This window comes from Pantoea sp. BRR-3P, assembly GCF_039621635.1.
Lineage (GTDB): Bacteria > Pseudomonadota > Gammaproteobacteria > Enterobacterales > Enterobacteriaceae > Pantoea > Pantoea floridensis.
Genome location: NZ_CP155067.1, coordinates 185,284 through 207,535, shown reverse-complemented (window position 1 = coordinate 207,535; position 22,252 = coordinate 185,284). Strand labels below are relative to the sequence as shown.

Sequence of the window (22,252 nt, the reverse complement as noted above, 5' to 3'; positions counted from 1 at the left end):
CCAGAATTCACCCTACGCGCCAAATAAATGTGAAAACGTTGGCAATTAACGGGTTATTTTCATACATAACCAATTGATATTTATCAAGTACACATATTATTACAATTGCAAATGAAACCTTCCGAGAATATCTAAAGCAAATGATTATCATTGCCCTTCTCATTTGTGGCTTAACAGCGTTATACGTGTTTCTCTCCCTGCCCTTAACGGCGGTATCGGAGTAACACCAATGATAAGAACTGGAGCGCAACAGCTTCAAACAACGCTGTTTTTATAGGAAGTTTTATGTCTGGCATCAGGAATACCTTTAGCGTCTCAATACTGGCTATGGCGATACATGCCCTGCTCAACCCAGCCGTGGCACAAGCAGCGGCCTCCAGCAGCAATAGCCAACAGGATTTGGTAGTGGATGCGACAACCAGCGCGGATGAAGACAATGAAAAGCAGGATTACGCCGTAAAAACCACGCGTGCTGGCACAAAATTGTTGCTGACCCCGCGCGATGTTCCGCAATCGCTGAGCGTGGTAACCCAGCAGCGTATGCAAGATCAGAATCTGCAATCGGTGAACGATGTACTGACCAATGCCACCGGCATCTCCACCAATTTGATCGATAGCGAGCGTTCGGAATACTATTCGCGCGGTTTTAAAATCAGCAATTTCTCTTACGACGGCATTCCAACTTCGGTTAACGACAGCTGGAATTACGGTGATGCCGCATCTGATACCGCCATTTACGATCGCATCGAGATTGTACGCGGTGCCACCGGCTTAATGACCGGTGCGGGCAGCCCCGCAGCATCCATCAATATGGTACGCAAGCACGCCGATAGCAAAACCTTCACCGGTTCGATCAGCGCCAGCTACGGCAGTTGGAACAAACAGCGCTACGTCGCCGATCTCTCAGCGCCACTGAATCAGGATGGCAGCTTGCGCGGCCGTGTCGTAACCGGTTACAGCGATGAAGATGGCTGGCTCGACCGCTACCACAAAACAAAAAAATTCCTCTATGGCGTGCTTGATGCGGATATCACCGAGCACACCACCCTGTCGCTGGGCTACGACTATGAAGACGCCAACACCGGAAATCCGACATGGGGTGGCTTACCCATGTTCTATAGCAATAACGCCACCACACATTACGATCGTAGCCTTAACTCCGCGGCTAACTGGGCGCGTTATAACACCAACTCCCGCAAAGTGTTCGCCGATATCGACCATAACTTCGATAACGGCTGGAATATCCACGTTAACGGCACACACGCGGAGAACACGTTCAACGATAAGTTGTTATATGTGATGGGCAATGCCGATCAGGATACGGGTGAAGGCACCACCGGCTACGGCAGCATGGATCGTGGCAAACGCCAGATGGACTCTTTCGACGGTTATGCCAGCGGCCCGATTGAACTGTTAGGTCGTCAGCATCAGTTAATGGCGGGCGTCAGCTATAGCCGCCAGCACAACGCGACATATAGCCAGGATGGCGTCACGGATCTGGAAAACTACGATATCGCCACCAGCGATATGGGGATTTTCAATAACAGCTGGAACGGCAACATTGCCGAACCGCAGTGGCAAGGCTGGTATCAGAACGCTAATGACACTATCCGCCAGAAATCGGCCTACACCGCCGCGCGTTTCTCGCTGGCCGATCCGCTGTCGCTGATTATTGGTGCGCGTTACACGCAGTGGAGCACCAATGGCAGCAGCGGCGACATGACCAAAAACAACACTACGCCGTATGCGGGTTTGGTGTATGACATTAATGATACCTGGTCCGCTTACGGCAGCTACACCTCCATCTTCCTGCCGCAAACCTATCGCGACACCAGCGGCAAATATCTGTCACCGGTTACCGGTAAAAGCTATGAAACCGGGCTGAAATCTGCCTGGTATGATGGTCGATTAACGGCGACGGTTGCAGTGTTCCGCATTGAACAGGATAACGTCGGGCAGGCAATTGATGGTGTTTATCTTAGCGGCAGCGAGCAGGCATACGCGCCGGCCAAAGGGGCGGTCAGTAAAGGTGCGGAGTTTGAGCTGAATGGAGCGCTAACGGATAATCTGCAGCTGACTTTCGGTGCCACACGCTATGTCGCTCGGGATAAAGAGGGCCGCTTCAACAGCTACCAGCCGCAAACGTCTTTCAAGCTGTTTACGCGTTATCAACTGCCAATGCTGCCCGATCTAACGGTTGGCGGTGGGCTGAACTGGCAAAATCGCGTGTTTGAAGACGCGACCAATGCCACTGGTGATACCGTGCGCGTTTATCAAGGTAGCTATCCGCTGGCATCCGTGTTTGCGCGTTATCAGGTTACTAAGCAGGTGGCAGTGCAGGCTAACGTAGATAACCTCTTTGACCGCGAATATTACAGCTACATGAACAGCTACGTATATGGCGCACCGCGTAGCTTCTCAATGAGCCTGTCATATCAATTCTAATCTATCCGGATCACCCAACAGGGTAAGGTGCGCATTTATGCGCACCTCCAATCAAACCTTGTTTTTATAATTGAAACTGATCTGTGAATTTTGTTCTTTCGGCAAACGTCGTGCCTCCAAATAAACCGATTTCCAATACGGATTATTTAGCGATGAGCGCATCACGCCCTGGCTTACAGAGGCGTGCAGGAACTGATGATCGGTGTCATAAAAGCCAACGTGCAACTCACGTTTAATGCGGAAGAAGACTAAATCACCCGGCTGCAAATGCGCCTGATCCACCGGCTTGCCCATGGCAATTAACTCTTTGGTGGTGACACGATCCATGGGAATATTGAAGCGATCTTTCAGCGTGCGCCAGACAAATCCTGAACAATCCACGCCGGTTAATTGCGTGCCGCCCCACTGATATTTTGTCCCTTCCCATGAATGCATTTGATCGTGCAGCGCTGCAATTACCGGAATCAAATCGGGCTGCTTGCCACCCTCGGCCGAAGTATCAACGCTCTCCTCAGCAGGCGCGTGTGAAGACTTAGATGAACAACCTGCCAGGGTGAAGAGAAACAGGCAGGCGATAACTTTGCAGGCCGCAGAATTGATCATGTGATGGTGTTTTCGCTGAGGAGACAGGGGTTAGAGATTTATACCGTAAAGAAGTTGCAGAAATAAATAGCCGCGCGGCGAAATCTTTTAATTACCGCTTGGTTTTACCTAAGTTTACGCTTCGGTAACATCTTGTATTTGAGTTAAAAATCTATTTTCCTTAGCGCTAATTTTTTGTGCAGGAGAATATTTACCCCTCCTGCACAGAATGTCATCAATTTCGCCTTACAGCTGTAAGTTTAATACTTGCCGGAGAAGTTGGCGCTTATACGCTGCGCCAGATAATCCCGGGCGGAAATAGGCGGATACTTTTTCTCCGGTCCTTCGATAATCACATCCTCATTAGCCTGACAGAAAAACGCCAGGCTATAGCGTGCCGGGACAGATTCGCCAGGTAATGGATTACTGACGCGATGGAAATTGGACGGCAATTTATCATCGCTCCAGCGCATCAGCATATCGCCGACATTACAGGTAATAACGCCTTCCAGCGGCTCGATGGGCGTCCACACCTGCTCTTCCATCTCTTTACCTGGACACACCTGTAAACCGCCCTGCCCATCGCGCTGGAACAGCAAAGTCAGGCAATCAAAATCGGTATGCGCACCGGCACGCCACGGCCCATCAGGCTCGCCGCTAATGGCAAAGTAGTGCAGCATGCGCAACGTACTTTGATAGGTTTCACGTGAAGGTTCGTGCGCCTGAGCAAAGAAATCGTCCGGGAAGCCCAGCTTAAGCGCGAAACAGGAAAGCAAACGCATCCCCACTTCCCAGCACTGGCGTTCAAATTTCAGCACGTCGCGTTGAAAATCCGGTAAGGCATCATCAGGCCACAGATCTGCCATACGCGGTCGCGTTATCTGATACGACTCTTTTTGATCGGGTTTACCGGTGGAAGGACGGATTTGCGCCCGGTATTCCCAGCCCGCGTTACGTCTTAACGGATAACGTGCTTTCTCACGTTGCGGCAGCGCAAAAAAGCGCTCAGCGTTAGCAAAGGCAGCGTTGATATCGTCTAGCGGAATGCCGTGGCCGGAAACCTGGAAAAAACCGATCTCCGTGGCGGCTTGCCACAGCTGCTCGGCTATTTCGGGTTTACGCTGTTTAAAATCAGAGAGATCGATGATGCGCACATCGCGTGCTGCCTCAACGCCGCGCGCGCCCATGCGCGATTCTTTAGCCAGTTCATGCATGTCAAAAGTGGTCTTTTCCATTGGTTCACCTCGTTATTGAGCGATAACGGATGACACGCCCGCAGCGTGGCAGTCATCCCCGCGCCTGTTTGCTTTACTACAACAGGCGATCGAGCAATGACCCACCGGGTAAAACCACGGCTGACAGCTTCTACTCATGTTCACTCAAGCAAAGCCTGTGCCAGCTCGGTGAACCACGCAGAATCAATAGGTTAAACAAAGTGGCATGCCCATCGTGCACAAAGGCGGTGCAACACCCGCCAGGATGCATCCTGAATGAGCAGCGCTTGAGAGAAATGTGACAGAGGAGTTAATAAAATATGCGTATATTCAAATCGTTACATAAATGGCATGCGCTTTGCTAATTCCACACTGAGTATAAGCGGTCAGCGTGACACCAGATTCACGCAGGACATTGCTCTACAGCGTTAGCTGTACCTCGTCAGGGGACGATGCTTTTATTACCGGCATCGTGAGCACGCCATGCGCCGCTGCGCCCCTGATGATGACGACAAACTCAACGTTTATTGGGGGTTATTATGACAATGTCACGTTTCCGTTTCTCTTTACTCGCTGTGCTGCTCGGTACTTCTGCGCTGACGCACGCCGCAGACAAACTGGTGTTGCAAACCACCTGGGTCGCACAAGCCGAGCAAGGCGGCTATTACCAGGCGGTCGCTACCGGCATCTACAAAAAATATGGGCTGGATGTCGAAGTACGTTCAGGTGGACCACAGCTCAATAACATGACGCTGCTGTTAGCGAATCGCGCCGATGTGATCGTCAGCTACGACCTGCAAGTGTTGCAGGGCATCGAACGCAATTTTCCGTTAAAAGCCATCGCTGCGCCCTTTCAGTTTGATCCCCAAGGCATTGTTACCCACGGCGATGTGAAATCATTGGATCAGCTCAAGGGCAAAACCGTGCTGGTATCAGCCAGCGGGCAAGCGAGCTGGTGGCCGTGGTTGAAAAGCAAATATCAGCTGCAGGATGGTCAGGCGCGTCCTTACACCTTCAACATGCAACCTTTCCTTGCCGATAAAAATACTGCGCAACAGGCTTACGCCACTTCCGAAGTGCAACAGATCAAAGAAGTGCAGCCCGACAGTAAATTCTATCTGTTTGCCGATTATGGCTATCCAGCCTACGGCGGCATTCTGGTTACGCGCGATGATTTACTGCAAAAAGAGCCGGATGTGATGAAACGCTTTGTTGCGGCTTCGATGGAAGGCTGGAAATCCTATCTCGCTAATCCGACAGCAGGCAATACGCTGATCAAAAAAGAGAATCCACAAATGACCGACGCCATTCTGGCTTTCGGCGTATCACAAATGAAGGCTTTGCACCTGATAGACGGCGGCGATGCAGCGAAACAGGGCTTAGGCGTGATGACCGAGCAACGCTGGCAGGCCACGCGTGATTTTATGGTCAACGCGGGATTGCTGAAAGCCGCCACCGATTGGCAACGTGCTTTCACCACCCAGTTCACTCCATCCGCTACGCAGTGAGGCCGCGATGAACCCACTGTTAATTAAACACTGCGCCGCGATTATGACCGGGGATAAACACCTGCCACGCAGCCAGGCACGCGATATACGTATTCGTGACGGCCTGATCGTCGAAATGGGCGATCTCATCGCGACAGCAGATGAAACGGTCATTGATGCCCGCGATTGCGTGGTCTATCCCGGCTGGGTCAATACCCATCACCATCTGTTTCAATCATTACTGAAAGGTGAACCTAAGGGTTTGAATCTGAGCCTTGGCGGCTGGCTGGCCGCCACGCCCTATCGCTTTCGCGGGGCATTCGATGAACAGACGTTTCGTATTGCGGTACGCGTTGGCCTGGTTGAATTAGTGCGTTCTGGCTGTACCACCCTTGCTGACCATCACTACCTGTATTGGCCGGATATGCCGTTTGATGGCGCAGAAATCCTGTTCGATGAAGCCGCCAAACTGGGCGTGCGCTTTGTTTTGTGTCGTGGCGGCGCCACACAAAGTCGTGGTCTGGAAAGCGACTTACCTGGCGCGCTGCGTCCGGAAAACTTCCACAGCATGATGGCGGATGTCGATCGCCTGGTTGCGCGCTATCATCAACCGCACGATCGGGCGATGCGTCGCATCGTGATGGCACCTACCACCACCTTGCACTCCACCACGCCTCAGGAGTTACGCGAAAGCGCGCGCCTCGCCCGTCAGCTCGGTATTCGCCTGCATAGTCATCTCTCCGAGACCGTTGACTATCTCGATGCGGCGCGCAGCAAATTCGGTATGACGCCGCTGCAATTTTGCGCTGAACACGACTGGATTGGTGACGATGTCTGGTTCGCACATCTGGTAAAACTGCTGCCGGAAGAGATCGCGATGCTGGGTGCGGCAGGCAGCGGCATCGCGCATTGCCCGCAAAGTAATGCGCGCCTCGGTAGCGGCATTGCCGATGTAGTCGCAATGGAACAAGCCGGCATGAAAATCTCAATTGGCGTAGATGGTGCGGCATCGAACGAAGCGGCAGATATGCAAAGTGAAACCCACGCTGCCTGGCAGTTACAGCGCGTACGTAAAGGCATGCAGGCCCAGCCGCGCTATGCTGGTGGTACGTATGAAGGTGGCGGTGATGCCGCCAGCATTGAGGATGTGGTGCGCTGGGGCACGTCGGGCGGCGCGCAGGTGCTGGGATTGCACACCGGGCGCATTGCGCCGGGCATGGCTGCCGACATCGCCATTTATCGCCTCGACGATCCGCGCTATTTTGGCCTGCATGATATGGCCATCGGTCCGATAGCCAGCGGCGGGCGCGCCAGCGTGAAAGCGCTTATTTGCGATGGACATGTTGTGATGCAGGAAGATGTGATTCCAGGACTGGATGTGGCTGAATTGCGCCGCGACGCTGCGCAAGCGGTGAAAACCTTGCAGCAGCGCGCGGGAGTATAAGCTGTGTTACGCCGCTGCGTCTTTCTTGCGCAGCGGTGATTCTGGCAACATCAGAGAAAGGATAAAGGCCAGCAACATCACCACCGCCGCCATTTGAAACGCGGCGTGCACCGCGTCGCCAAAGACCTGTAAATACGCCTGCTGCACATCAGGGGGGAGATGATGCACCGCCTCTGGATCGAGCGCGCGCGGCAGCGTTTTGCCTTGTTCCACCAGCGAGGTCAGGCCCGATTTCAGCACCTGGCTGAATAACGCCCCAAACAGCGCCACGCCGATTGAGCCGCCAACGGAACGGAATAGCGTTACTGATGAGGTTGCCACGCCAATACTGTCCGGCGTTACCGAGTTCTGCACCGCCAGCACCAGCACCTGCATCACCATCCCCATTCCCATGCCTAACACACAGGCGAACAGGTAAATGTGCCACAGCGGTGCATCAATGGTTAGCGTGGTCAGCAGCGCCATGCCGATGGTTGCCAGCAATGTACCGGCAATCGGGAACAGGCGATATTTGCCGGTTCGGCTAATAATGCGCCCGCTGGCGATGGACGTGACCAGCAACCCGCCCATCAACGGCAGTAATTGTAAACCCGCTTCGGTCGGCGTCGATCCCTTCACCACTTGCAGATAGAGCGGTAGAAAGGTAACGCTTCCAAACAGCGCCATGCCGACGATAAAGGCCATTAAACTGGCGAGGGAGAAGCTACGATTACGAAACAGCGCCAGCGGAATAATCGGCTCCCAGGCGCGACGCTCTTCATAAACAAACCCGATCACCCCAATCACACCAAATGCCAGAATGCACCAGAGCTGAGGATCGGACCACGCGCGCAGCGTGCCGCCTTCACTGGTAAATAGCGTGATGCCCACCAGCGCCATGCTGAGGAACACCGCACCGGGAAAATCGATTTCGTGTGGCTTACGCTTGTTGTCGGTTTTGAACACCGCGTTGATGATTAACAGCGCCAGTAAACCCAACGGTAGATTGATATAAAAAATCCAGCGCCACGAGGCATGCTGCACAATAAAGCCGCCGAGCAGCGGGCCAATTACCGTTGCCAGGCCGAACACGCCGCCAAATAAGCCCTGATATTTACCGCGTTCCTGTGGTGGGATGACATCAGCCACCGCAGCCATGCTCACCACCATTAGGCCGCCGCCACCTAAACCTTGCAGCGCACGGGTAAAAATGAGCTGTTCCATATTCTGCGCTAACCCGCACAATGCGGAGCCTATCAGGAACAGTACCACCGAGATTTGCAACACCGTTTTGCGGCCAAACAGATCGCCAAACTTGCCATACAACGGCACGACAATGGTGGATGCCAGCATATAAGCCGTGACGATCCACGACAGGCGATCGAGCCCGCCCAGCTCGCCCACAATAGTGGGCAGCGCGGTGGAGACGATAGTTTGATCCAGCGCCGATAACAGCATGACAAGAAGTAAAGCACCCATCAGCAAGCGGATTGAAGGAGGATTCTCCTCCCCGCTGCCCGACGACGGTGTAAGAGTGTTAAGTTTCATCACAGACACCAATTGAAATTAATTAAATAGACAATTAATATTGAGCGCAGTCTGACATGAAGCAAGCGAGCGAGTAAAGATGACCGCAAAAAAAATCCCAGCAGCAGCGAAAACCACGGCAGCCAAACCGCGTCGTCCCGGCCGTCCACGCGGCGGCGCGATTAACGTGCAGCAGCGTGAATTGCTGCTTGATATCACTCTGGCGCTATACGCAGAAAACGGCATTGGCGAGACGTCACTGAATGCGATTGCGCGCAAAGCGGGCGTAAGTCCGGCAATGCTCAATTACTATTTTCAGTCCCGTGAATCACTACTGGATATTGTGGTTGAGGAGCGTTTTTTACCGTTACGTCAACGCCTGGTTGCGCACTTTATCGACGACCCGCGTGACCCTGTCACGACTTTTAGCGCGTTTATTCGCGAAGTCGCGGATATCGTCACGACATACAATTGGTTCGCCCCTTTGTGGATGCAGGAAGTGATGCAGGGTGAAGGCGGTTTAGGTCAGCACATTAAGAAGCGTTTTGGCCACGGTGAGCGTGATGAGGTAAAAAAATTGATTGAAGGCTGGCAGCAGCAGGGATTACTCAATGCAGATTTAGAGCCGCAGCTGCTGATGACATCAATCCTTAGCCTGGTATTGGTGCCCTTCACCCGCTTTGCCAACGATCCTGCATACAATCGCGACATCATCGTGCAGCATACCTTGAGTCTGTTTTGTCAGGGGATTAAACCCACATCACTCGCCGCTTCGTAGAGATTCATAGCGCTTCGTGACGTTCCAATGGGCTATCCAAAACGTAAATCAGCGCGTCTTCTTTGTTTATCCCCTGGCGGGGATAAACGCTTTCTTATCCTCTGTAAGGGATAATGGCTCAACGTTATGCACCCTTAAGATGAGAATAAGAGATGATTTACAGTCCGCGCCAACTTGCCAATCACGTCAGGCTGATTCGTCAAAAGAACCAATGGACACAGAGTGAATTGGCGAAGAAAGTCGGGTTAAAACAATCCACTATTGCTCATTTTGAAAACAATCCCGATCTGACCACGCTGTTGAGAACAGCATGCGTATGTTGGCACGTCTAAAAAAATAGTTTTTTTCACCTCCACCGAAACTTTCCTTCCCGCCCCAGCGAACTGAACTACTGAGTCACCCAAATCGGAACTCCCCTACATCGCAGGAGCAGCTAATGAAACGCATGAAATCCCTCGTTTGTACCCTGACTATAACAGCAGCACTGGGTCTGTCCGCGTTCAACGCCGGTGCCGCATTGCCGGTAGGCGCTAAAGCCCCCAACTTTGAACTGCAGGGCGCGTTAGCCGGTAAGCCATTGACCTTCTCACTGGATAAAGCGCTGCAGAAAGGCCCAGTGGTACTCTATTTCTTCCCAGCCGCGTTCAGTAAGGGCTGCACCATCGAAGCGCACGATTTTGCCGAAGCCACAGATAGCTTTACCAAAATGGGCGCCACAGTCATTGGGGTTACCGCGGGCAATACCGATCAGGTTAGCGATTTCTCCAAACTGGAGTGCCGCGATAAATTTACCGTTGCCGCCGATCCGGGCGCAAAAGTGGCCGCACAATACCAAACCACCATGCAGATGAAAGGCAAAACCCTCTCCGATCGTACCTCTTACGTAATTGCGCCAGATGGCAATATTCTGCTGAGTTACACTGATAGAAACCCTGACACGCATATCGAGAAAGCGCTGGCCGCCGTTAAGCAGTACGACGCCTCTCATCCGCAAACTCACTAAGCAAAGAGGCCAGCGATGTTAACCGCCATGCTGGCCGCCTTCATCGGCGGCATTATTCTCAATCTTATGCCCTGCGTGTTTCCGGTGATCTCGCTGAAAGCACTCGGCCTGTTACGCCATACCGATAACGCCGCCAGCGCGCGCCGCGAAGGTTTGGGCTTTTTACTCGGCGTTGTCGTCACCATGATGGCGCTGGCGGGGATCTTGCTGGCGGCGCGAGCCGGTGGTGCCGCCGTTGGCTGGGGCTTCCAACTGCAATCGCCGTTGGTGATCGCCCTGCTTTCGCTGGTGATCCTTGCCGCCGCACTCAATTTACTTGGCGTGTTTGAAGTGGGTTTATCGGTACAGCGTGTAGGTTCGGTCGATGTCGGACGCGGCGCCTTTACGCGTTCAGCCTTGACCGGCGCGCTAGCGATTATCGTTGCGACACCCTGCGCCGCGCCGTTTATGGCCAGCGCCATCGGTTATGCGTTGGTACAGCCGCCTGCCGTTGCCTTAGTGATCTTTTTCGCGTTGGCGCTGGGCTTTGCCGCACCGTTTACGCTGGTTTCACTGTTCCCGGCTTTGGCTAAATTCCTGCCGCGTCCCGGCGCATGGATGGATATTCTTAAGCGCGGCCTGGCGTTCCCTATGTTTGGTGCTTACGCCTGGCTGGTATGGGTTTTAGCGCAGCAAGCGGGCAGCGCAGCTCTCGCCACCTTACTGGCTGCCTCTGTGGTCGTTGCCTTCGCTGGCTGGTTATATGGGATGGCGCAGCATCGCCACTTCGCCGGTAAAAGTCATAAAGTCATGTATAGCGTGACGGCGGTGTTAATTATCGCGGTGATCGCGCCACTACCCAGCCTGATCAAACCGGGCACAGGGCTGGCGGGCGATCGGCTCACGGCTGAAGTGAGCAAAGCCAAATGGTCGCCGCAAGCGGTTGAAGCGCAGCGCGGTCACGGTAAAGCGATCTTTGTCGATTTCACCGCCTCCTGGTGCATCACCTGCCAGGTGAACGAGAAAACCTCGCTCTCAACGCAGGCCGTGCAAGACGCGTTAGCAAAAACCGGTACGCTGTACATGGTGGCCGATTCCACTAAATTTAACCCGGACGTGGATGACACGATGAGTGAATTCGGCCAGGGTGGCTTACCGATGTATCTGGTGTACCCCGCCGATGGCGGACCGCCGAAAGTGCTGCCGCAGGTGCTGACACCCAGCATTGTGGTGAATGCGCTCAATCAGGCGGCAAGCAAGAAAGCGTAAGAACAACAAGGCGGATTATGCAAACAAGCGATAGCGCGCGCGAAAGTTGGCCCGCGCTAATGGAACGGGCGCAGGCGGGCGATCAGCTCGCCTATACCCGATTGCTCAAAGCGCTGGTGCCGGTGATTCGTTCGCAAGTGCGCAAGCACTTCAGCGATGAGGCATTAGTCGAAGATGTGATTCAGGATGTGCTGCTGGCAGTACATCGGGTGCGTCACACCTATGATCCTACCTACCCTTTTTTGCCCTGGCTGATGGCGATTATCTCGGCGCGCGCTATTGATGCATTGCGACGTCGCGGCCGCCATCAGCAGTGGGAAGTGAACGACGACGCATTACCGGAAGCCGCCAGCGTACCGGACGCGCACCGGCAAGATACGCAGGATGAGCTGGCCGGTTACCTGCAACAGCTACCTTCGCGTCAGCGCGAAATTGTTGAACATGTTCACCTGCGTGAGATGAGCCTGACGGAAGCGGCCGCGCATAACAACCTGAGTGTGGCGGCGGTGAAATCGCTGCTACATCGCGCATTAACCAATTTGCGCCGCTTTGGAGCCAATCATGACCGATCATGACCTGTTAATTGAAAAACTCGGGCGCGAGATGCAACCCGTTAAACCGCTGCGTTCAACCGGCTGGCGCGTCTTTGTCTGGCTGCTACTGGCTCTCCCCTGCGGGATTGCCGCCAGCTTTTTGGTACAGCGCAGTTTCACCGACTGGACGCAGCCCGGCGCGCTACAGGCCATGTTGCAACTTGCGCTGGCGTTTGTACTCGGTACCCTGGCGATCCGCAGCGCCTTTACGATGAGCATCGCCGGACGTCGCAGCATCAGCTGGAAAGCGCTGCTGCCAATCGGTTTATTGTGGCTGGGCATGAGCATCAGCCAGATTCCCGGTGAAGTGCCGCTGGTGCACGATAACGACAGTACGCGCTGTTTTACCTTTTTGCTGGTGGTCAGCACGCCAATGATGCTGCTAATGATCGCCAGCCTGCGCCGTACTCGCGCACTGCATCCGGTACGCAGCTTAGCGATGGCGGGATTGGGCGTCTCCTGCATGGCGGTCACGCTGCTGGCGTTTTGCCATCCGGTCCATCTGCATCCAATGGATTTTGTCATGCATCTGGCTGCAATAGTGACCATTGTGGCAATGACGGTGTTGGTGGGAAAACGTTGGGTGACGTTGAAGTAAAAGAGTTAACTTTTTTAAGTTAATTTTTGGAGGGGATGCAAGTTACGCAAAAGTTTAAAAATTGGCTCAATCACATTGTAAAGGGCACATTTGTAAACTATAGAATAATAGCAATGCTAACATTATTCCCATCATTTACCTCATCCAAGGATTCGTATGAAAAAATTAATATTGGCATTATTAGCAACCTCACTATCTTTTAGCGCATTTGCTGCAGAACTGATAACAAAAGTAGAATTTGAAAAGGTGAAAGATCAATACGTTGAGGTGGGAAATATTTCCACTTCGGGTGAAACGGATGCGGCTAGCGCCAAAGAAGAACTGTCTAAACTGGCAGATGAAAAAGGAGGCGATATTTATATCGTTACCTCAGCGAATACCAATAATAAAATATATGGCACTGCGATCGTTTATAAGAAGAAGTAATGGTTAAAACCGGCAGGCGCATTGCAAAACAGTTAATTTGGAGGGCGGTTCTCACGAGCCGCCCTTTTTATTTCGCGCAGCTTTATTGTGGGATAACCTTCTCTGCTTTCAGCCGGTCAAAAAGTTCAGTAAACGAATCCAGCGTGGCGCGATACCCGGTGAAGCCCGCTTTGCGGCTCTTGCTCATGTCGGTGAAGGCTTCCATCGGACGGCCCAAGTCGGCATCGGTGTGCCACCAGGATGCGAGCTTAGTGATGTCCGCTTCGCGCAGCTGATAACGTGCTGCCACATCACGCCAGGCATCTGCCGCATCCTGCATGCGCCCTTCCAGTGGCATCATCTGTGCCGGATACGCCGCCGCTTCCACGCCGAAATAGGCCGCCAGACGTGGCCACAACCAGTTCCAGCGGAACACATCTCCGTTCACCGCATTGAAGTCCTGATTGGCCGCTTCTGCCGCCGTCGCCGCCCACAGCAGTTGCTCAGCCAGCAAACCGGCATCGGTGACATCAGAAACACCATTCCACTGTTCTGGCGAACCGGGGAAAATAAACGGCAAGCCTTGTTCACGGCACAGCGTAGCGTAGACCGCCAGCGTCTGGCCCATGTTCATGGCGTTGCCCAGCGCGAACCCAACGATGGAGTGCGGGCGATGCACGCTCCAGCGATAGCCATATTTCTCCGCTCCGGCAAACACTTCATCTTCCTGCGCGTAATAGAAGTTATCGACCGGCTGACGGCCCTGCTCTTCGCGGAACGGTGTGACCGGCACCGCGCCTTTACCGTACGCTTCAAATGGACCGAGGTAGTGCTTGAGGCCGGTAACCAGCGCCACATGCGCGCCGTTTAGACGATCGCCTAACGCTTCAATTACGTTGCGCACCATCGCGCCATTGACGCGAATGTTCTCTTTCTCATTTTCCTGACGCGACCAAACGCTAAAGAACAGTGCATCCGGCTTCTCTTGCCCCAGCGCAGCGCGCACCGCTGCTGCGTCAGTAAGATCGGCAGTCAGGCTGCGGCAGCCATCTGGCACCGCGCCACGTCCGCGCGATAAGCCGCTCACCTGCCAGCCTTCACGCTGTAATTTTTCTGCCAGCGCACGTCCAATCACACCGCTAATACCTACAATCAATGCCTGCTTTTGCATTTCAATTCTCCTCAGTTTCAGTAATGATGAGTTTAATAGAGAATTAAATTCCTATCTTTGGCATTAATTCACGGCATTCACAACCTGAGTTCACTAATCGATGCACGATCAACGCCTGAAAGATATTGTTCCTTTTGTTGCCAGCGTGGAGAGCGGCAGCTTTGCCGCTGCCGCGGAGCGTCTGCATTTGACCGGTTCCGCCGTGAGTAAGAGCGTAACGCGGCTGGAAACCCGGCTTGGCTCGCGCCTGCTGGAGCGCACCACGCGCAGCCTGAAACTCACCGACGCCGGTAACGCCTATTACCAAACCTGTTTGCGCATTATGGAGGAGCTGGCAGAAGCCGAAGCGGTGCTGGCGGCGCAGCGCACCATCCCTTCCGGCCGCTTGCGCCTCGCGGTCCCGAATACTTATGGCCGCCTTGGCGTGATGCCGCTGCTGATTCCGTTTTGCCAGCAACATCCGGATGTAGAGCTCAATCTGACGTTCTCCGATCGTTTTATCGATCTGTTCGATGAGGGGATTGATGTTGCGGTACGCATTGGCGGATCGCCCGATCTACCCGCCTCGCTCGGCTGTCGCCAGATGGGTCGCGAACGCATGGTATTTTGCGCGTCACCGGATTACCTGACGCGCGTAGGTCGCCCAAACAATGAAAGCGAGCTGCTTCAGCATCAGGCCATCATGTATGAACGCGTCGATGGCAGCACCTGACCATGGCTGTTTACCACTGAAGATGGCTATCCGCACTGGCGCAATGTGCCGCACCGCATGGCGCTGGGGGATGTGGATGCGCAGGTGCAGGCAGTGTGTGGCGGGCTAGGTATTGCACAGATGCCATCGTGGTTGATCCGTGAGCCGCTGGCGCGCGGCGATCTGCAGATTATTCTGCCCGAACAGCAGCCGGACGGTTTAGCCTTAACGCTGATCTGGCCGCGCCGCAAACAGCTGCTTCCCAAAGTCGATGCGCTGCTGGCCGCACTAGAAGGATTATCGATCCGTTAAATTGCTGGTGCGCATTAATGCGCACCCTACGGTGTGTTTTCGTAGGGTCGTCATTAATGGCGACCACGCAATCAACGGTAATAGAGCCGGTTCAGATTTGTAGGGTCGCCATTGATGGCGACCGCTCATATCAGCGGTGATTCAACCGCCGCGACAACCTGTCGCCAAAAAACTGCAGCACCGTGACCAGCGCCACCAGCACCACAATCACCGTCAGCATCACCTGCATATCAAAACGCTGATAGCCATAACGATAAGCCAGATCGCCCAAACCACCGGCACCTATCGCGCCGGCCATGGCTGAGGCGTTGATCATCGTCACCAGCGTAATAGTAAATCCGCTGACGATGCCGGGTCGCGCTTCGGGCAACAGCACATGCCAGATAATGTGCCAGCGATGAAAGCCCATCGCCTGCGCCGCTTCGGTCAGCCCTTTATCCACTTCACGCAGGCTCACTTCGGCAATACGCGCAAAAAATGGCGTTGCTGCCAACGTCAGCGGCACCACCGCCGCCCACACGCCGTAGGTGGTGCCGACGATCCAGCGGGTAAATGGAATCAGCGCTACCATCAGAATCAAAAACGGAATCGAGCGGAACAGGTTCACCACCCAGCCAAGCACACGATTCAACAGCGGGCTGGGAAACAGATCGCCGCGTCCGGTCACCACCAAAATCACCGCCATCGGCAAACCCAAGGCCAGCGCCAGCAGCGAGGACACGCCAACCATCAGCAGCGTATCCAGCAGCCCCACCCATAAACGATCAATAGCCAGTGACATAGCCCGGAATCTCCAGTTGGTCAGCAACAGGGGTTAATAGCGCACGCACCGCGTCAGATTCATGACGCGCATCCAGCAGCAGTAGCATCTGCCCGGTCGGCTTGTTATCCACCCACTCCACCGCGCTGAACAGCAAGGTCAGTTCCCCGCCCACGCGCGTGCTCAGCGCCGCCAAATCCGGCAGCGCGCCTTGCCCGGTGTAGCGCAGCCGCACCAGCAGACGTGAATCGGCACGCTGACGCGTTGGCGTCAGCAGCGGTTGAATCGCTTCTGGCAGCGCACTGAACTGCGGGTTGAGCAATTGCCGCGTGGTTTCCTGCTGCGGATCGCTATATACCTGCCATACCGGACCGCGCTCAATGATTTCACCCTGATCGATCACCGCTACCTGATGACAGAGATCGTGCACCACATCCATTTCATGCGTAATCAATACGATAGTGATGTGCCGCTGCTGATTGATTTTCTTCAGCAGCGCCAGAATCGAGCGTGTGGTTTCCGGATCGAGCGCTGAAGTCGCCTCATCACACAGCAACAGTTCGGGATCGTGCACCAGCGCGCGCGCAATGCCGACGCGCTGCTTCTGGCCGCCGGACAACTGTGCAGGCCAGGCGTGCTGACGCTGCTCCAGTCCCACCAGCGCCAGCAGTTCATCCACCTTGCGCCGCCGCTCAGCCGCAGGCACGCCCGCCACTTTCATCGGCAGCTCAATGTTTTCGCGCACCGTTTTGGCGGAAAGCAAATTGAAATGCTGGAAGATCATACCGGTACGACGTCGCCAATCCACCAGCTGACGATCGCTCAGGCTGCCAAGATCGATGCCGTCAATCACCACCTGACCGCTTGTCGGGTTTTCCAGCCGGTTAAGGCAGCGAATCAGCGTCGATTTACCGGCGCCGCTACGACCAATAATGCCGAAAATCTCGCCGCGCTTAACCTGCAGATCCACCGCTTTCAATGCCTCCTGGGTTTGTCCGGGATAACGTTTACTCAAGCCACGAATCTGCACGTGCACTTTCCCTGCCGTCTCGGCCGTCGGTGACAGCAACGCATCGCGCTCGCCGGGTAGCGTCAGGCTAACCATGCTTACTGGCTCCAGCCCGGCTGATACAGTTTGCCGTAGAAGTCATCCAGTTTGGCGCGTACTACCGGCGAATGCTGGTAGATATCGACAAACTTCGCCAGGCGCGGATCGTTCTGATGGCCGTCGCGGATCACAAACTGAATCACATATTCCGGATGCTCAAGGCCATCGAACAGCAAGGCATTGTTAGGATCAATGGTCTTCGACAGGCGTAGATAGTGCGGATAGCCCTGCGCTAAATCGACTTCATCCAGCGAGCGCGATAGCTGCACCGCTTCCACTTCGATGATCTTGAGATGCTTTGGATTGCTGACGATATCATCCACGGTCGATTTGAGACCCGCGCCAGGTTTCAGCGTAATCAGTTTGGCTTTTTGCAGCAGCAGCAGGCCGCGCGCGCCGTTGATCGGATCGTTGGCAATCGCCACCGTGCCACCGTCGGGGATCTGGTCAATCGCGGTGTGTTTCTTCGAATAAAGACCGATGTTATTGATGATCGCCGGTGCATAAGGTACCAGATGGAATCCGCCCTGCTGATTAGCATTCTCGAGGAACGGCTTATGCTGGAACAGGTTCACATCGATATCGCCGTTTTCCACGCTGACGTTGGGTGCTGTCCAGTCGGTGAACTCCACCAGCTCAACGTTCAAACCCTGTTTTTTCGCTTCGGCCACCGCGGTTTCCAGCGGCGGCGCAAAGGCTGCGGTGGTGCCCACTTTCAGCGGTCCGCTGTAGTTCTCGGCGGCGACGGCGCTAAACGCCAGTAGTGCGACGCTGGCAGCCAGCGCGAATTGACGTGCAATTTTCATATCAGATCCCTGAGGTTAAATTAACGAAGGTTAACGCCGTCGCGCCAGCGCGCCGCCGGATGGCGATCGGGCAAACGGTCCTGCTGTTGAAAGATTTTTTGCCGTAATGAGCCGGGCTGATAGGCGGTTTTAAAGCGGCCGCGCTGCTGCAATTCCGGTACCACCAGATCGATAAAATCGCGGTAGCTCTGCGGATTAAGGATGCGCGTCAGGTTAAAGCCGTCGATATCGCCTTCATCGATCCACTTGATCAACGCATCGGCGACCTGGCTCGGGTTGCCGACGATCAGCGGATAGCGGCTGCCCATGGCGTGCTGCTCCAGCAAGCGACGACGCGTCCAGCCGCTGAAGGCTTTGCTCACCGATTCGATCGCGCGCGTGTCGCCAGTCTGAATCGGCTCATCCAGTTCAAAGGCCGCCAGGTCCAGACCAATCGAGCTGGAGAAGTGGGCGATGCCGGCTTCCGGGCTGGCATATTCGAGATAGCTGCGCTGCTTCTCCTGCGCTTCACGTTCGGTCGGTGCCACAATCACGCTGACGCCCATAAAGATGCGCAGATCGTCAGGATGGCGTCCGGCTGCCACCGCCGCCTGGCGTAGGCGCGTGGACTGCTCGCGCATCGCCGCTGGCGACGCTGCATTAACAAAGCTGCACTCGGCATGACGCCCGGCAAACTGCACGCCGCGCGCCGAGGAACCGGCCTGGAACAGCAGCGGTGTGCGCTGCGGTGACGGGCTGCTCAGGTGATAGCCCTGCACCTGATAGAACTCGCCCTGATGATGGATTTGCTTGATTTTGCTGGCATCGGCATACAGACGATTGACCTTATCCTGCACCAGCGCATCGTCCTGCCAGCTGCCTTCCCACAATTTGTAGGTGACATCCAGAAACTCATCGGCCTGATCGTAGCGACGGTCGTGCGCCAGCAGCTGTTGCTGCCCCATGGCGCGTGCGGCGCTATCGAGATAACCGGTGACAATGTTCCAGCCGATGCGCCCTTTGGTCAGGTGATCAAGCGTGGAAAGGCGGCGCGCAAACGGATACGGCGCTTCATAACTCAGGTTGGCGGTGACGCCAAAGCCCAGATGTTGCGTAACGCTCGCCATGCCAGAAATCAGCATCAGCGGATCGTTAACCGGCAGCTGAATCGACTCTTGGGCCGTCAGGCCAATGCCCTGCTGGTAGACGTCATACACGCCGAGAATATCGGCGATAAACAATCCATCAAACAGCCCGCGTTCCAGCAGGCGCGCCAAATCGAGCCAGTACTCCAGCGAATTGAAATCCACCGAACGATCCTGCGGATGCGTCCACATACCGTGATGAATATGGCCCACGCAATTCATATTGAAAGCGTTAAGCAGAATCTGTTTTTGACTCATATCGTCCCCCGACGCGGTGGCAGCACGCCATTCAGCAGATAGTTGCCAATCGCCGGATATTTCCAGCGCACCGGATCGTGCAGGGTGTGGGTGCGCGCATTGCGCCAGTGGCGGTCGAAGTTGTGTTCGCGCAGGCTGGAGCGCGACCCACCCAGTTCAAACAGCAGATTGCTGGCCTCCAGCGACACTTCGGTAGTCCAGGCGCGCGCCTTCGCCACGTCAACCGAAGCCAGCGCTACGTTTTCCGCGCTGGGATCGCGCTGCGCCACGTCAACGGCGTCACCGGCAATCGCCAGCAGCGCATCACCGGCGCTCAGACGCGCGGCAAGGCGACCGGTACGATCGAGCGTCAACGGATCGTCGCTGGCGCGATCTACGCCGCTGTCCGGCCAGGGACGTGCGCGCTGGCGCAGGAAATCGAGCATGTCGTTAAAGGCTGCACGCGCGATGCCCTGATCGATGGCGGCATGCATAATCTGCGCAAAGGGCCCAACGGTGCTCGGGCGTTCAAAAGCCGTTTGGAAGGGCACCACATCTTCCGGCGCAATCGCCACATTGCTGAACTGCACGCTGCCGCTGCCGGTGGTGCGCTGACCAAAGCCGCTCCAGTCATCGATCACATTCACGCCAGGCTGATGACGCGGTACAAACACCAGCTGTTCTTTGCCATCATCCGCAATCGCCAGCGTCGGAATACGATCGGCATACAGCGCGCCGGTGCAGTAAAACTTGTTGCCGCTGAGACGTAATCCCTCAGCCTGTTGCGAAACGGCGGTGGAACGCTGATGTGCAGCCGGCGAGCTGAACTCCGCCAGCGCATTGCCGTGATGCACGCCATCCAGCACCTCGGCGTACAGCCGTTTTTTCTGCGCGTCGCTGCCGTTAATGCGCAGCACTTCCAGCGCGTAGAAATGGTTCTGCGGCACCTGCCCAATCGAACCGTCAGCAGCGCTCAAAATAACGAATATTTCTGCTAACTCCGCGGTAGAAATCTCAATGCCACCAAAAGCGCGCGGCACGGTGACAGCACCAAGTCCTGAATGAAATAACTGCTGCAATTCCGCATGCGGCAATTCGCGTTCGCGGTCGCGCTGAGCGGAACCGGTGCGAAAACGTTCAGCTAATTCCTGCGCCACCTGCAACGCCTGATGGGCATTGTTGATGCGCGTCGCGCGCTGTTTTGGCAATACCTGCGTCATGATCGCTCCTTAAATCCACGCATGACGCGCAGGCAGCGCATCATTGAGGTAATAGTTGCCGATAGCGTGGGTTTTCCAGCGCACCGGATCGTGCAAAGTATGGGTACGCGCATTACGCCAGTGGCGATCGAGTCCATGACGCAGCAGCGTGGCGCGGCTGCCCCCCCATTCCAGTAGCTTCTCACTGGCCCGCAGTGCCACTTCGGTGGTCAGGACTTTGGCTTCCGCCACCGCAATTGACGCGCGCGCGCAGTTTTCAGCGCTAAGTGATTGTTGGTCGATACCGTCCAGCACGCGGGCGGCACGCGCCAGCAAGGCATTGGCGGCGCTCAACTCGGTGCTAAGACGGCCAACGTCGGCGAGGATGTAAGGATCGTCGGCATTGCGGCTGACATTGGCATCTACCCACGGTCGCGAGCTGCTGCGCACAAACTCCAACGCTTCATCCAGCGCCCCTTGGGCAATACCGGCATCAATCGCCGCCTGAATCAGCTGCGAAACCGCCCCACGCAGCGTCGGCTTTTCCGCTGGCGGTAACGGCATTAATAGCGTGGGATCTACGGTTACCTGCTGCAGTTTCACCGTACCGCTGGCGGTGGTGCGCTGGCCAATACCTGACCAGTCATCAACTATTTCTACGCCCTGCGCCGGTAACGGAATAAAGGCCATTGTCGGCTGCTGCTCGAGCATCGCGGTCGTCACCAGAATGTCGGCGAACAGTGCGCCGGTAGAGTAGAACTTCTCACCGGTGAGTTGCACTCCGTGTGACGTTGTCACCAGTTGCGCCTGTACATCGCGCGTGTGTTTGGTGTTTTTCTCCGGACCGCCGTTGCCGAGACGCTTGCCACTGACCACTGCGCTGAGCAATTGCTGCTGTTGCGCCAACGTGCCTTCGCCAAGGATGAACTGAATCAGGCCAAAATGGTTCTGGGGGATTTGCCCGAGCGACGGATCGCTGGCCGAGATAAGACGGAACACCTCCGCCAGGGTTTGAAACGACAATCCGGCACCGCCAAATTCACGCGGCACGCTGATGCTCCCCAACCCCAGTAAAGTAAATTGATTGAGCAGCGCAATCGGGTATAAGCGCTGTTGATCGCGCTCGACTGCCCCACTTTTCGCCTGCTCGGCTAAATGGCGTGCGGCGTCAATCGCCTGTGCATCGCTGCTTAATATCGCGGCGCGGTTAATAATCTCGTCACTGGTTTGCGTCATAGCTGATTTCACTTTTACTGCACAGCGAATAGTAAGCCTGCACGGAATATGCCAGCAGGCCAGGAAATGAATAACAGATTGAAAGCGATGATAATCAGCGGGGTGAAAGCAAGTAAATAGCGCGGTTATGCTATATCTGGCAATGGGTTGCCATTATTAAGCTATGGATTTATTTAACGACAACAACAGGCTACCAGCGGCGATAGGGGGAAAAGAAGAGAATAAAAAAGCGGCGAGTAATTCTTAAGATCAAATAACGCAATTGAATGTTAATTAATGCATATGGTTATTTTGTAGGGTCGCCA

General features: G+C 55.0%; 19 protein-coding genes and 2 pseudogenes. 11 read left to right on the top strand and 10 right to left on the bottom strand.

Features of this window, described 5'->3' with window-relative positions:
• Positions 1–285 precede the first annotated feature (285 nt).
• Complete coding sequence (gene fhuE / locus AAGR08_RS20545) at positions 286–2,445, top strand: ferric-rhodotorulic acid/ferric-coprogen receptor FhuE (RefSeq protein ID WP_345830614.1); 2,160 nt, start codon at positions 286–288, stop codon at positions 2,443–2,445.
• Between the two features lie 51 nt (positions 2,446–2,496).
• Here the strand turns inward: fhuE and AAGR08_RS20540 are convergent, their stop codons facing one another.
• The gene (locus AAGR08_RS20540; protein WP_097097985.1) at positions 2,497–3,048 is read right to left on the bottom strand and encodes an NlpC/P60 family protein; all 552 of its coding nucleotides are present in this window, start codon (positions 3,046–3,048) and stop codon (positions 2,497–2,499) included.
• Between the two features lie 239 nt (positions 3,049–3,287).
• Positions 3,288–4,262, bottom strand: a complete 975-nt coding sequence (locus AAGR08_RS20535) for a 2-oxoglutarate and iron-dependent oxygenase domain-containing protein (protein WP_345830613.1) — start codon at positions 4,260–4,262, stop codon at positions 3,288–3,290.
• Between the two features lie 524 nt (positions 4,263–4,786).
• Here AAGR08_RS20535 and AAGR08_RS20530 point away from each other — a divergent pair.
• The gene (locus tag AAGR08_RS20530; protein WP_345830807.1) at positions 4,787–5,749 is read left to right on the top strand and encodes an ABC transporter substrate-binding protein; all 963 of its coding nucleotides are present in this window, start codon (positions 4,787–4,789) and stop codon (positions 5,747–5,749) included.
• Between the two features lie 7 nt (positions 5,750–5,756).
• Positions 5,757–7,172, top strand: a complete 1,416-nt coding sequence (locus AAGR08_RS20525) for an amidohydrolase family protein (protein ID WP_345830612.1) — start codon at positions 5,757–5,759, stop codon at positions 7,170–7,172.
• Positions 7,173–7,178: 6 nt separating this feature from the next.
• Here AAGR08_RS20525 and AAGR08_RS20520 read toward each other — a convergent pair whose 3' ends face one another.
• A complete protein-coding gene (locus AAGR08_RS20520) occupies positions 7,179–8,699 on the bottom strand; it encodes an MDR family MFS transporter (protein WP_345830610.1) in 1,521 nt (506 codons plus the stop codon).
• Positions 8,700–8,778: 79 nt separating this feature from the next.
• Here AAGR08_RS20520 and AAGR08_RS20515 point away from each other — a divergent pair, with 79 nt between their 5' ends.
• From AAGR08_RS20515 to yahO, 7 genes and pseudogenes are all read left to right on the top strand, one after another.
• Positions 8,779–9,456, top strand: a complete 678-nt coding sequence (locus tag AAGR08_RS20515) for a TetR/AcrR family transcriptional regulator (RefSeq protein WP_345830609.1) — start codon at positions 8,779–8,781, stop codon at positions 9,454–9,456.
• A 152-nt stretch (positions 9,457–9,608) separates the two neighbouring features.
• A pseudogene (gene hipB, locus AAGR08_RS20510) lies at positions 9,609–9,755 on the top strand (type II toxin-antitoxin system antitoxin HipB); the annotation flags it as partial.
• 137 nt (positions 9,756–9,892) lie between these two features.
• Positions 9,893–10,459 carry a peroxiredoxin gene (locus AAGR08_RS20505; protein ID WP_097097992.1) on the top strand — a complete coding sequence of 189 codons (567 nt, stop codon included), beginning with the start codon at positions 9,893–9,895 and terminating at the stop codon, positions 10,457–10,459.
• A 15-nt stretch (positions 10,460–10,474) separates the two neighbouring features.
• Positions 10,475–11,707 (top strand): thioredoxin family protein, encoded by a 1,233-nt coding sequence (locus AAGR08_RS20500; protein ID WP_345830607.1) that lies wholly within the window; start codon positions 10,475–10,477, stop codon positions 11,705–11,707.
• A gap of 17 nt (positions 11,708–11,724) precedes the next feature.
• Positions 11,725–12,282, top strand: coding sequence for a sigma-70 family RNA polymerase sigma factor (locus AAGR08_RS20495; protein ID WP_345830606.1), 558 nt, complete (start codon positions 11,725–11,727; stop codon positions 12,280–12,282).
• Entirely contained in the window at positions 12,269–12,898 is a 630-nt protein-coding gene (locus AAGR08_RS20490; protein ID WP_345830604.1) for an NrsF family protein, read from the top strand. Before AAGR08_RS20495 ends, AAGR08_RS20490 begins: the two co-directional genes overlap by 14 nt.
• 156 nt (positions 12,899–13,054) lie before the next feature.
• Entirely contained in the window at positions 13,055–13,324 is a 270-nt protein-coding gene (yahO, locus tag AAGR08_RS20485; protein ID WP_345830602.1) for a DUF1471 family periplasmic protein YahO, read from the top strand.
• Positions 13,325–13,406: 82 nt separating this feature from the next.
• Here the strand turns inward: yahO and AAGR08_RS20480 are convergent, their stop codons facing one another.
• On the bottom strand, positions 13,407–14,474 hold the full coding sequence (locus AAGR08_RS20480) for an SDR family oxidoreductase (protein ID WP_345830601.1): 1,068 nt from the start codon (positions 14,472–14,474) through the stop codon (positions 13,407–13,409).
• Positions 14,475–14,574: 100 nt separating this feature from the next.
• On the opposite strand from AAGR08_RS20480, the pseudogene AAGR08_RS20475 reads away from it, so the two are divergent.
• A pseudogene (locus AAGR08_RS20475) lies at positions 14,575–15,477 on the top strand (LysR family transcriptional regulator).
• A gap of 130 nt (positions 15,478–15,607) precedes the next feature.
• On the opposite strand, the gene AAGR08_RS20470 reads toward AAGR08_RS20475, so the two are convergent.
• The 6 genes from AAGR08_RS20470 to AAGR08_RS20445 are packed head-to-tail and all read right to left on the bottom strand — an operon-like array spanning position 15,608 to position 21,947.
• Positions 15,608–16,258, bottom strand: a complete 651-nt coding sequence (locus tag AAGR08_RS20470) for a methionine ABC transporter permease (RefSeq protein ID WP_049851713.1) — start codon at positions 16,256–16,258, stop codon at positions 15,608–15,610.
• Positions 16,242–17,342: an ATP-binding cassette domain-containing protein gene (locus tag AAGR08_RS20465; protein WP_097098000.1), complete on the bottom strand. Its 1,101-nt coding sequence runs from the start codon at positions 17,340–17,342 to the stop codon at positions 16,242–16,244. Before AAGR08_RS20465 ends, AAGR08_RS20470 begins: the two co-directional genes overlap by 17 nt.
• Before the next feature lie 2 nt (positions 17,343–17,344).
• Entirely contained in the window at positions 17,345–18,151 is an 807-nt protein-coding gene (locus AAGR08_RS20460; RefSeq protein ID WP_345830594.1) for a MetQ/NlpA family ABC transporter substrate-binding protein, read from the bottom strand.
• Between the two features lie 20 nt (positions 18,152–18,171).
• On the bottom strand, positions 18,172–19,533 hold the full coding sequence (locus tag AAGR08_RS20455; protein WP_345830592.1) for an LLM class flavin-dependent oxidoreductase: 1,362 nt from the start codon (positions 19,531–19,533) through the stop codon (positions 18,172–18,174).
• The gene (locus AAGR08_RS20450) at positions 19,530–20,732 is read right to left on the bottom strand and encodes an SfnB family sulfur acquisition oxidoreductase (protein ID WP_345830590.1); all 1,203 of its coding nucleotides are present in this window, start codon (positions 20,730–20,732) and stop codon (positions 19,530–19,532) included. The genes AAGR08_RS20455 and AAGR08_RS20450 overlap by 4 nt, the downstream gene beginning before the upstream one ends.
• A 9-nt stretch (positions 20,733–20,741) precedes the next feature.
• The gene (locus tag AAGR08_RS20445; RefSeq protein WP_345830588.1) at positions 20,742–21,947 is read right to left on the bottom strand and encodes an SfnB family sulfur acquisition oxidoreductase; all 1,206 of its coding nucleotides are present in this window, start codon (positions 21,945–21,947) and stop codon (positions 20,742–20,744) included.
• Positions 21,948–22,252: the final 305 nt, after the last annotated feature.

What these genes read in the sequence shown, in the direction of transcription:
- AAGR08_RS20490 (WP_345830604.1), top strand. Translation starts at nt 12,269, where the DNA reads ATGACCGATCATGACCTGTTAATTGAAAAACTCGGGCGCGAGATGCAA.
- AAGR08_RS20535 (WP_345830613.1), bottom strand. Translation starts at nt 4,262, where the DNA reads ATGGAAAAGACCACTTTTGACATGCATGAACTGGCTAAAGAATCGCGC.
- yahO (WP_345830602.1), top strand. Translation starts at nt 13,055, where the DNA reads ATGAAAAAATTAATATTGGCATTATTAGCAACCTCACTATCTTTTAGC.
- AAGR08_RS20480 (WP_345830601.1), bottom strand. Translation starts at nt 14,474, where the DNA reads ATGCAAAAGCAGGCATTGATTGTAGGTATTAGCGGTGTGATTGGACGT.
- AAGR08_RS20525 (WP_345830612.1), top strand. Translation starts at nt 5,757, where the DNA reads ATGAACCCACTGTTAATTAAACACTGCGCCGCGATTATGACCGGGGAT.
- AAGR08_RS20530 (WP_345830807.1), top strand. Translation starts at nt 4,787, where the DNA reads ATGTCACGTTTCCGTTTCTCTTTACTCGCTGTGCTGCTCGGTACTTCT.
- AAGR08_RS20495 (WP_345830606.1), top strand. Translation starts at nt 11,725, where the DNA reads ATGCAAACAAGCGATAGCGCGCGCGAAAGTTGGCCCGCGCTAATGGAA.
- AAGR08_RS20515 (WP_345830609.1), top strand. Translation starts at nt 8,779, where the DNA reads ATGACCGCAAAAAAAATCCCAGCAGCAGCGAAAACCACGGCAGCCAAA.
- AAGR08_RS20465 (WP_097098000.1), bottom strand. Translation starts at nt 17,342, where the DNA reads ATGGTTAGCCTGACGCTACCCGGCGAGCGCGATGCGTTGCTGTCACCG.
- AAGR08_RS20460 (WP_345830594.1), bottom strand. Translation starts at nt 18,151, where the DNA reads ATGAAAATTGCACGTCAATTCGCGCTGGCTGCCAGCGTCGCACTACTG.
- AAGR08_RS20470 (WP_049851713.1), bottom strand. Translation starts at nt 16,258, where the DNA reads ATGTCACTGGCTATTGATCGTTTATGGGTGGGGCTGCTGGATACGCTG.
- fhuE (WP_345830614.1), top strand. Translation starts at nt 286, where the DNA reads ATGTCTGGCATCAGGAATACCTTTAGCGTCTCAATACTGGCTATGGCG.
- AAGR08_RS20445 (WP_345830588.1), bottom strand. Translation starts at nt 21,947, where the DNA reads ATGACGCAAACCAGTGACGAGATTATTAACCGCGCCGCGATATTAAGC.
- AAGR08_RS20450 (WP_345830590.1), bottom strand. Translation starts at nt 20,732, where the DNA reads ATGACGCAGGTATTGCCAAAACAGCGCGCGACGCGCATCAACAATGCC.
- AAGR08_RS20500 (WP_345830607.1), top strand. Translation starts at nt 10,475, where the DNA reads ATGTTAACCGCCATGCTGGCCGCCTTCATCGGCGGCATTATTCTCAAT.
- AAGR08_RS20520 (WP_345830610.1), bottom strand. Translation starts at nt 8,699, where the DNA reads ATGAAACTTAACACTCTTACACCGTCGTCGGGCAGCGGGGAGGAGAAT.
- AAGR08_RS20455 (WP_345830592.1), bottom strand. Translation starts at nt 19,533, where the DNA reads ATGAGTCAAAAACAGATTCTGCTTAACGCTTTCAATATGAATTGCGTG.
- AAGR08_RS20505 (WP_097097992.1), top strand. Translation starts at nt 9,893, where the DNA reads ATGAAACGCATGAAATCCCTCGTTTGTACCCTGACTATAACAGCAGCA.
- AAGR08_RS20540 (WP_097097985.1), bottom strand. Translation starts at nt 3,048, where the DNA reads ATGATCAATTCTGCGGCCTGCAAAGTTATCGCCTGCCTGTTTCTCTTC.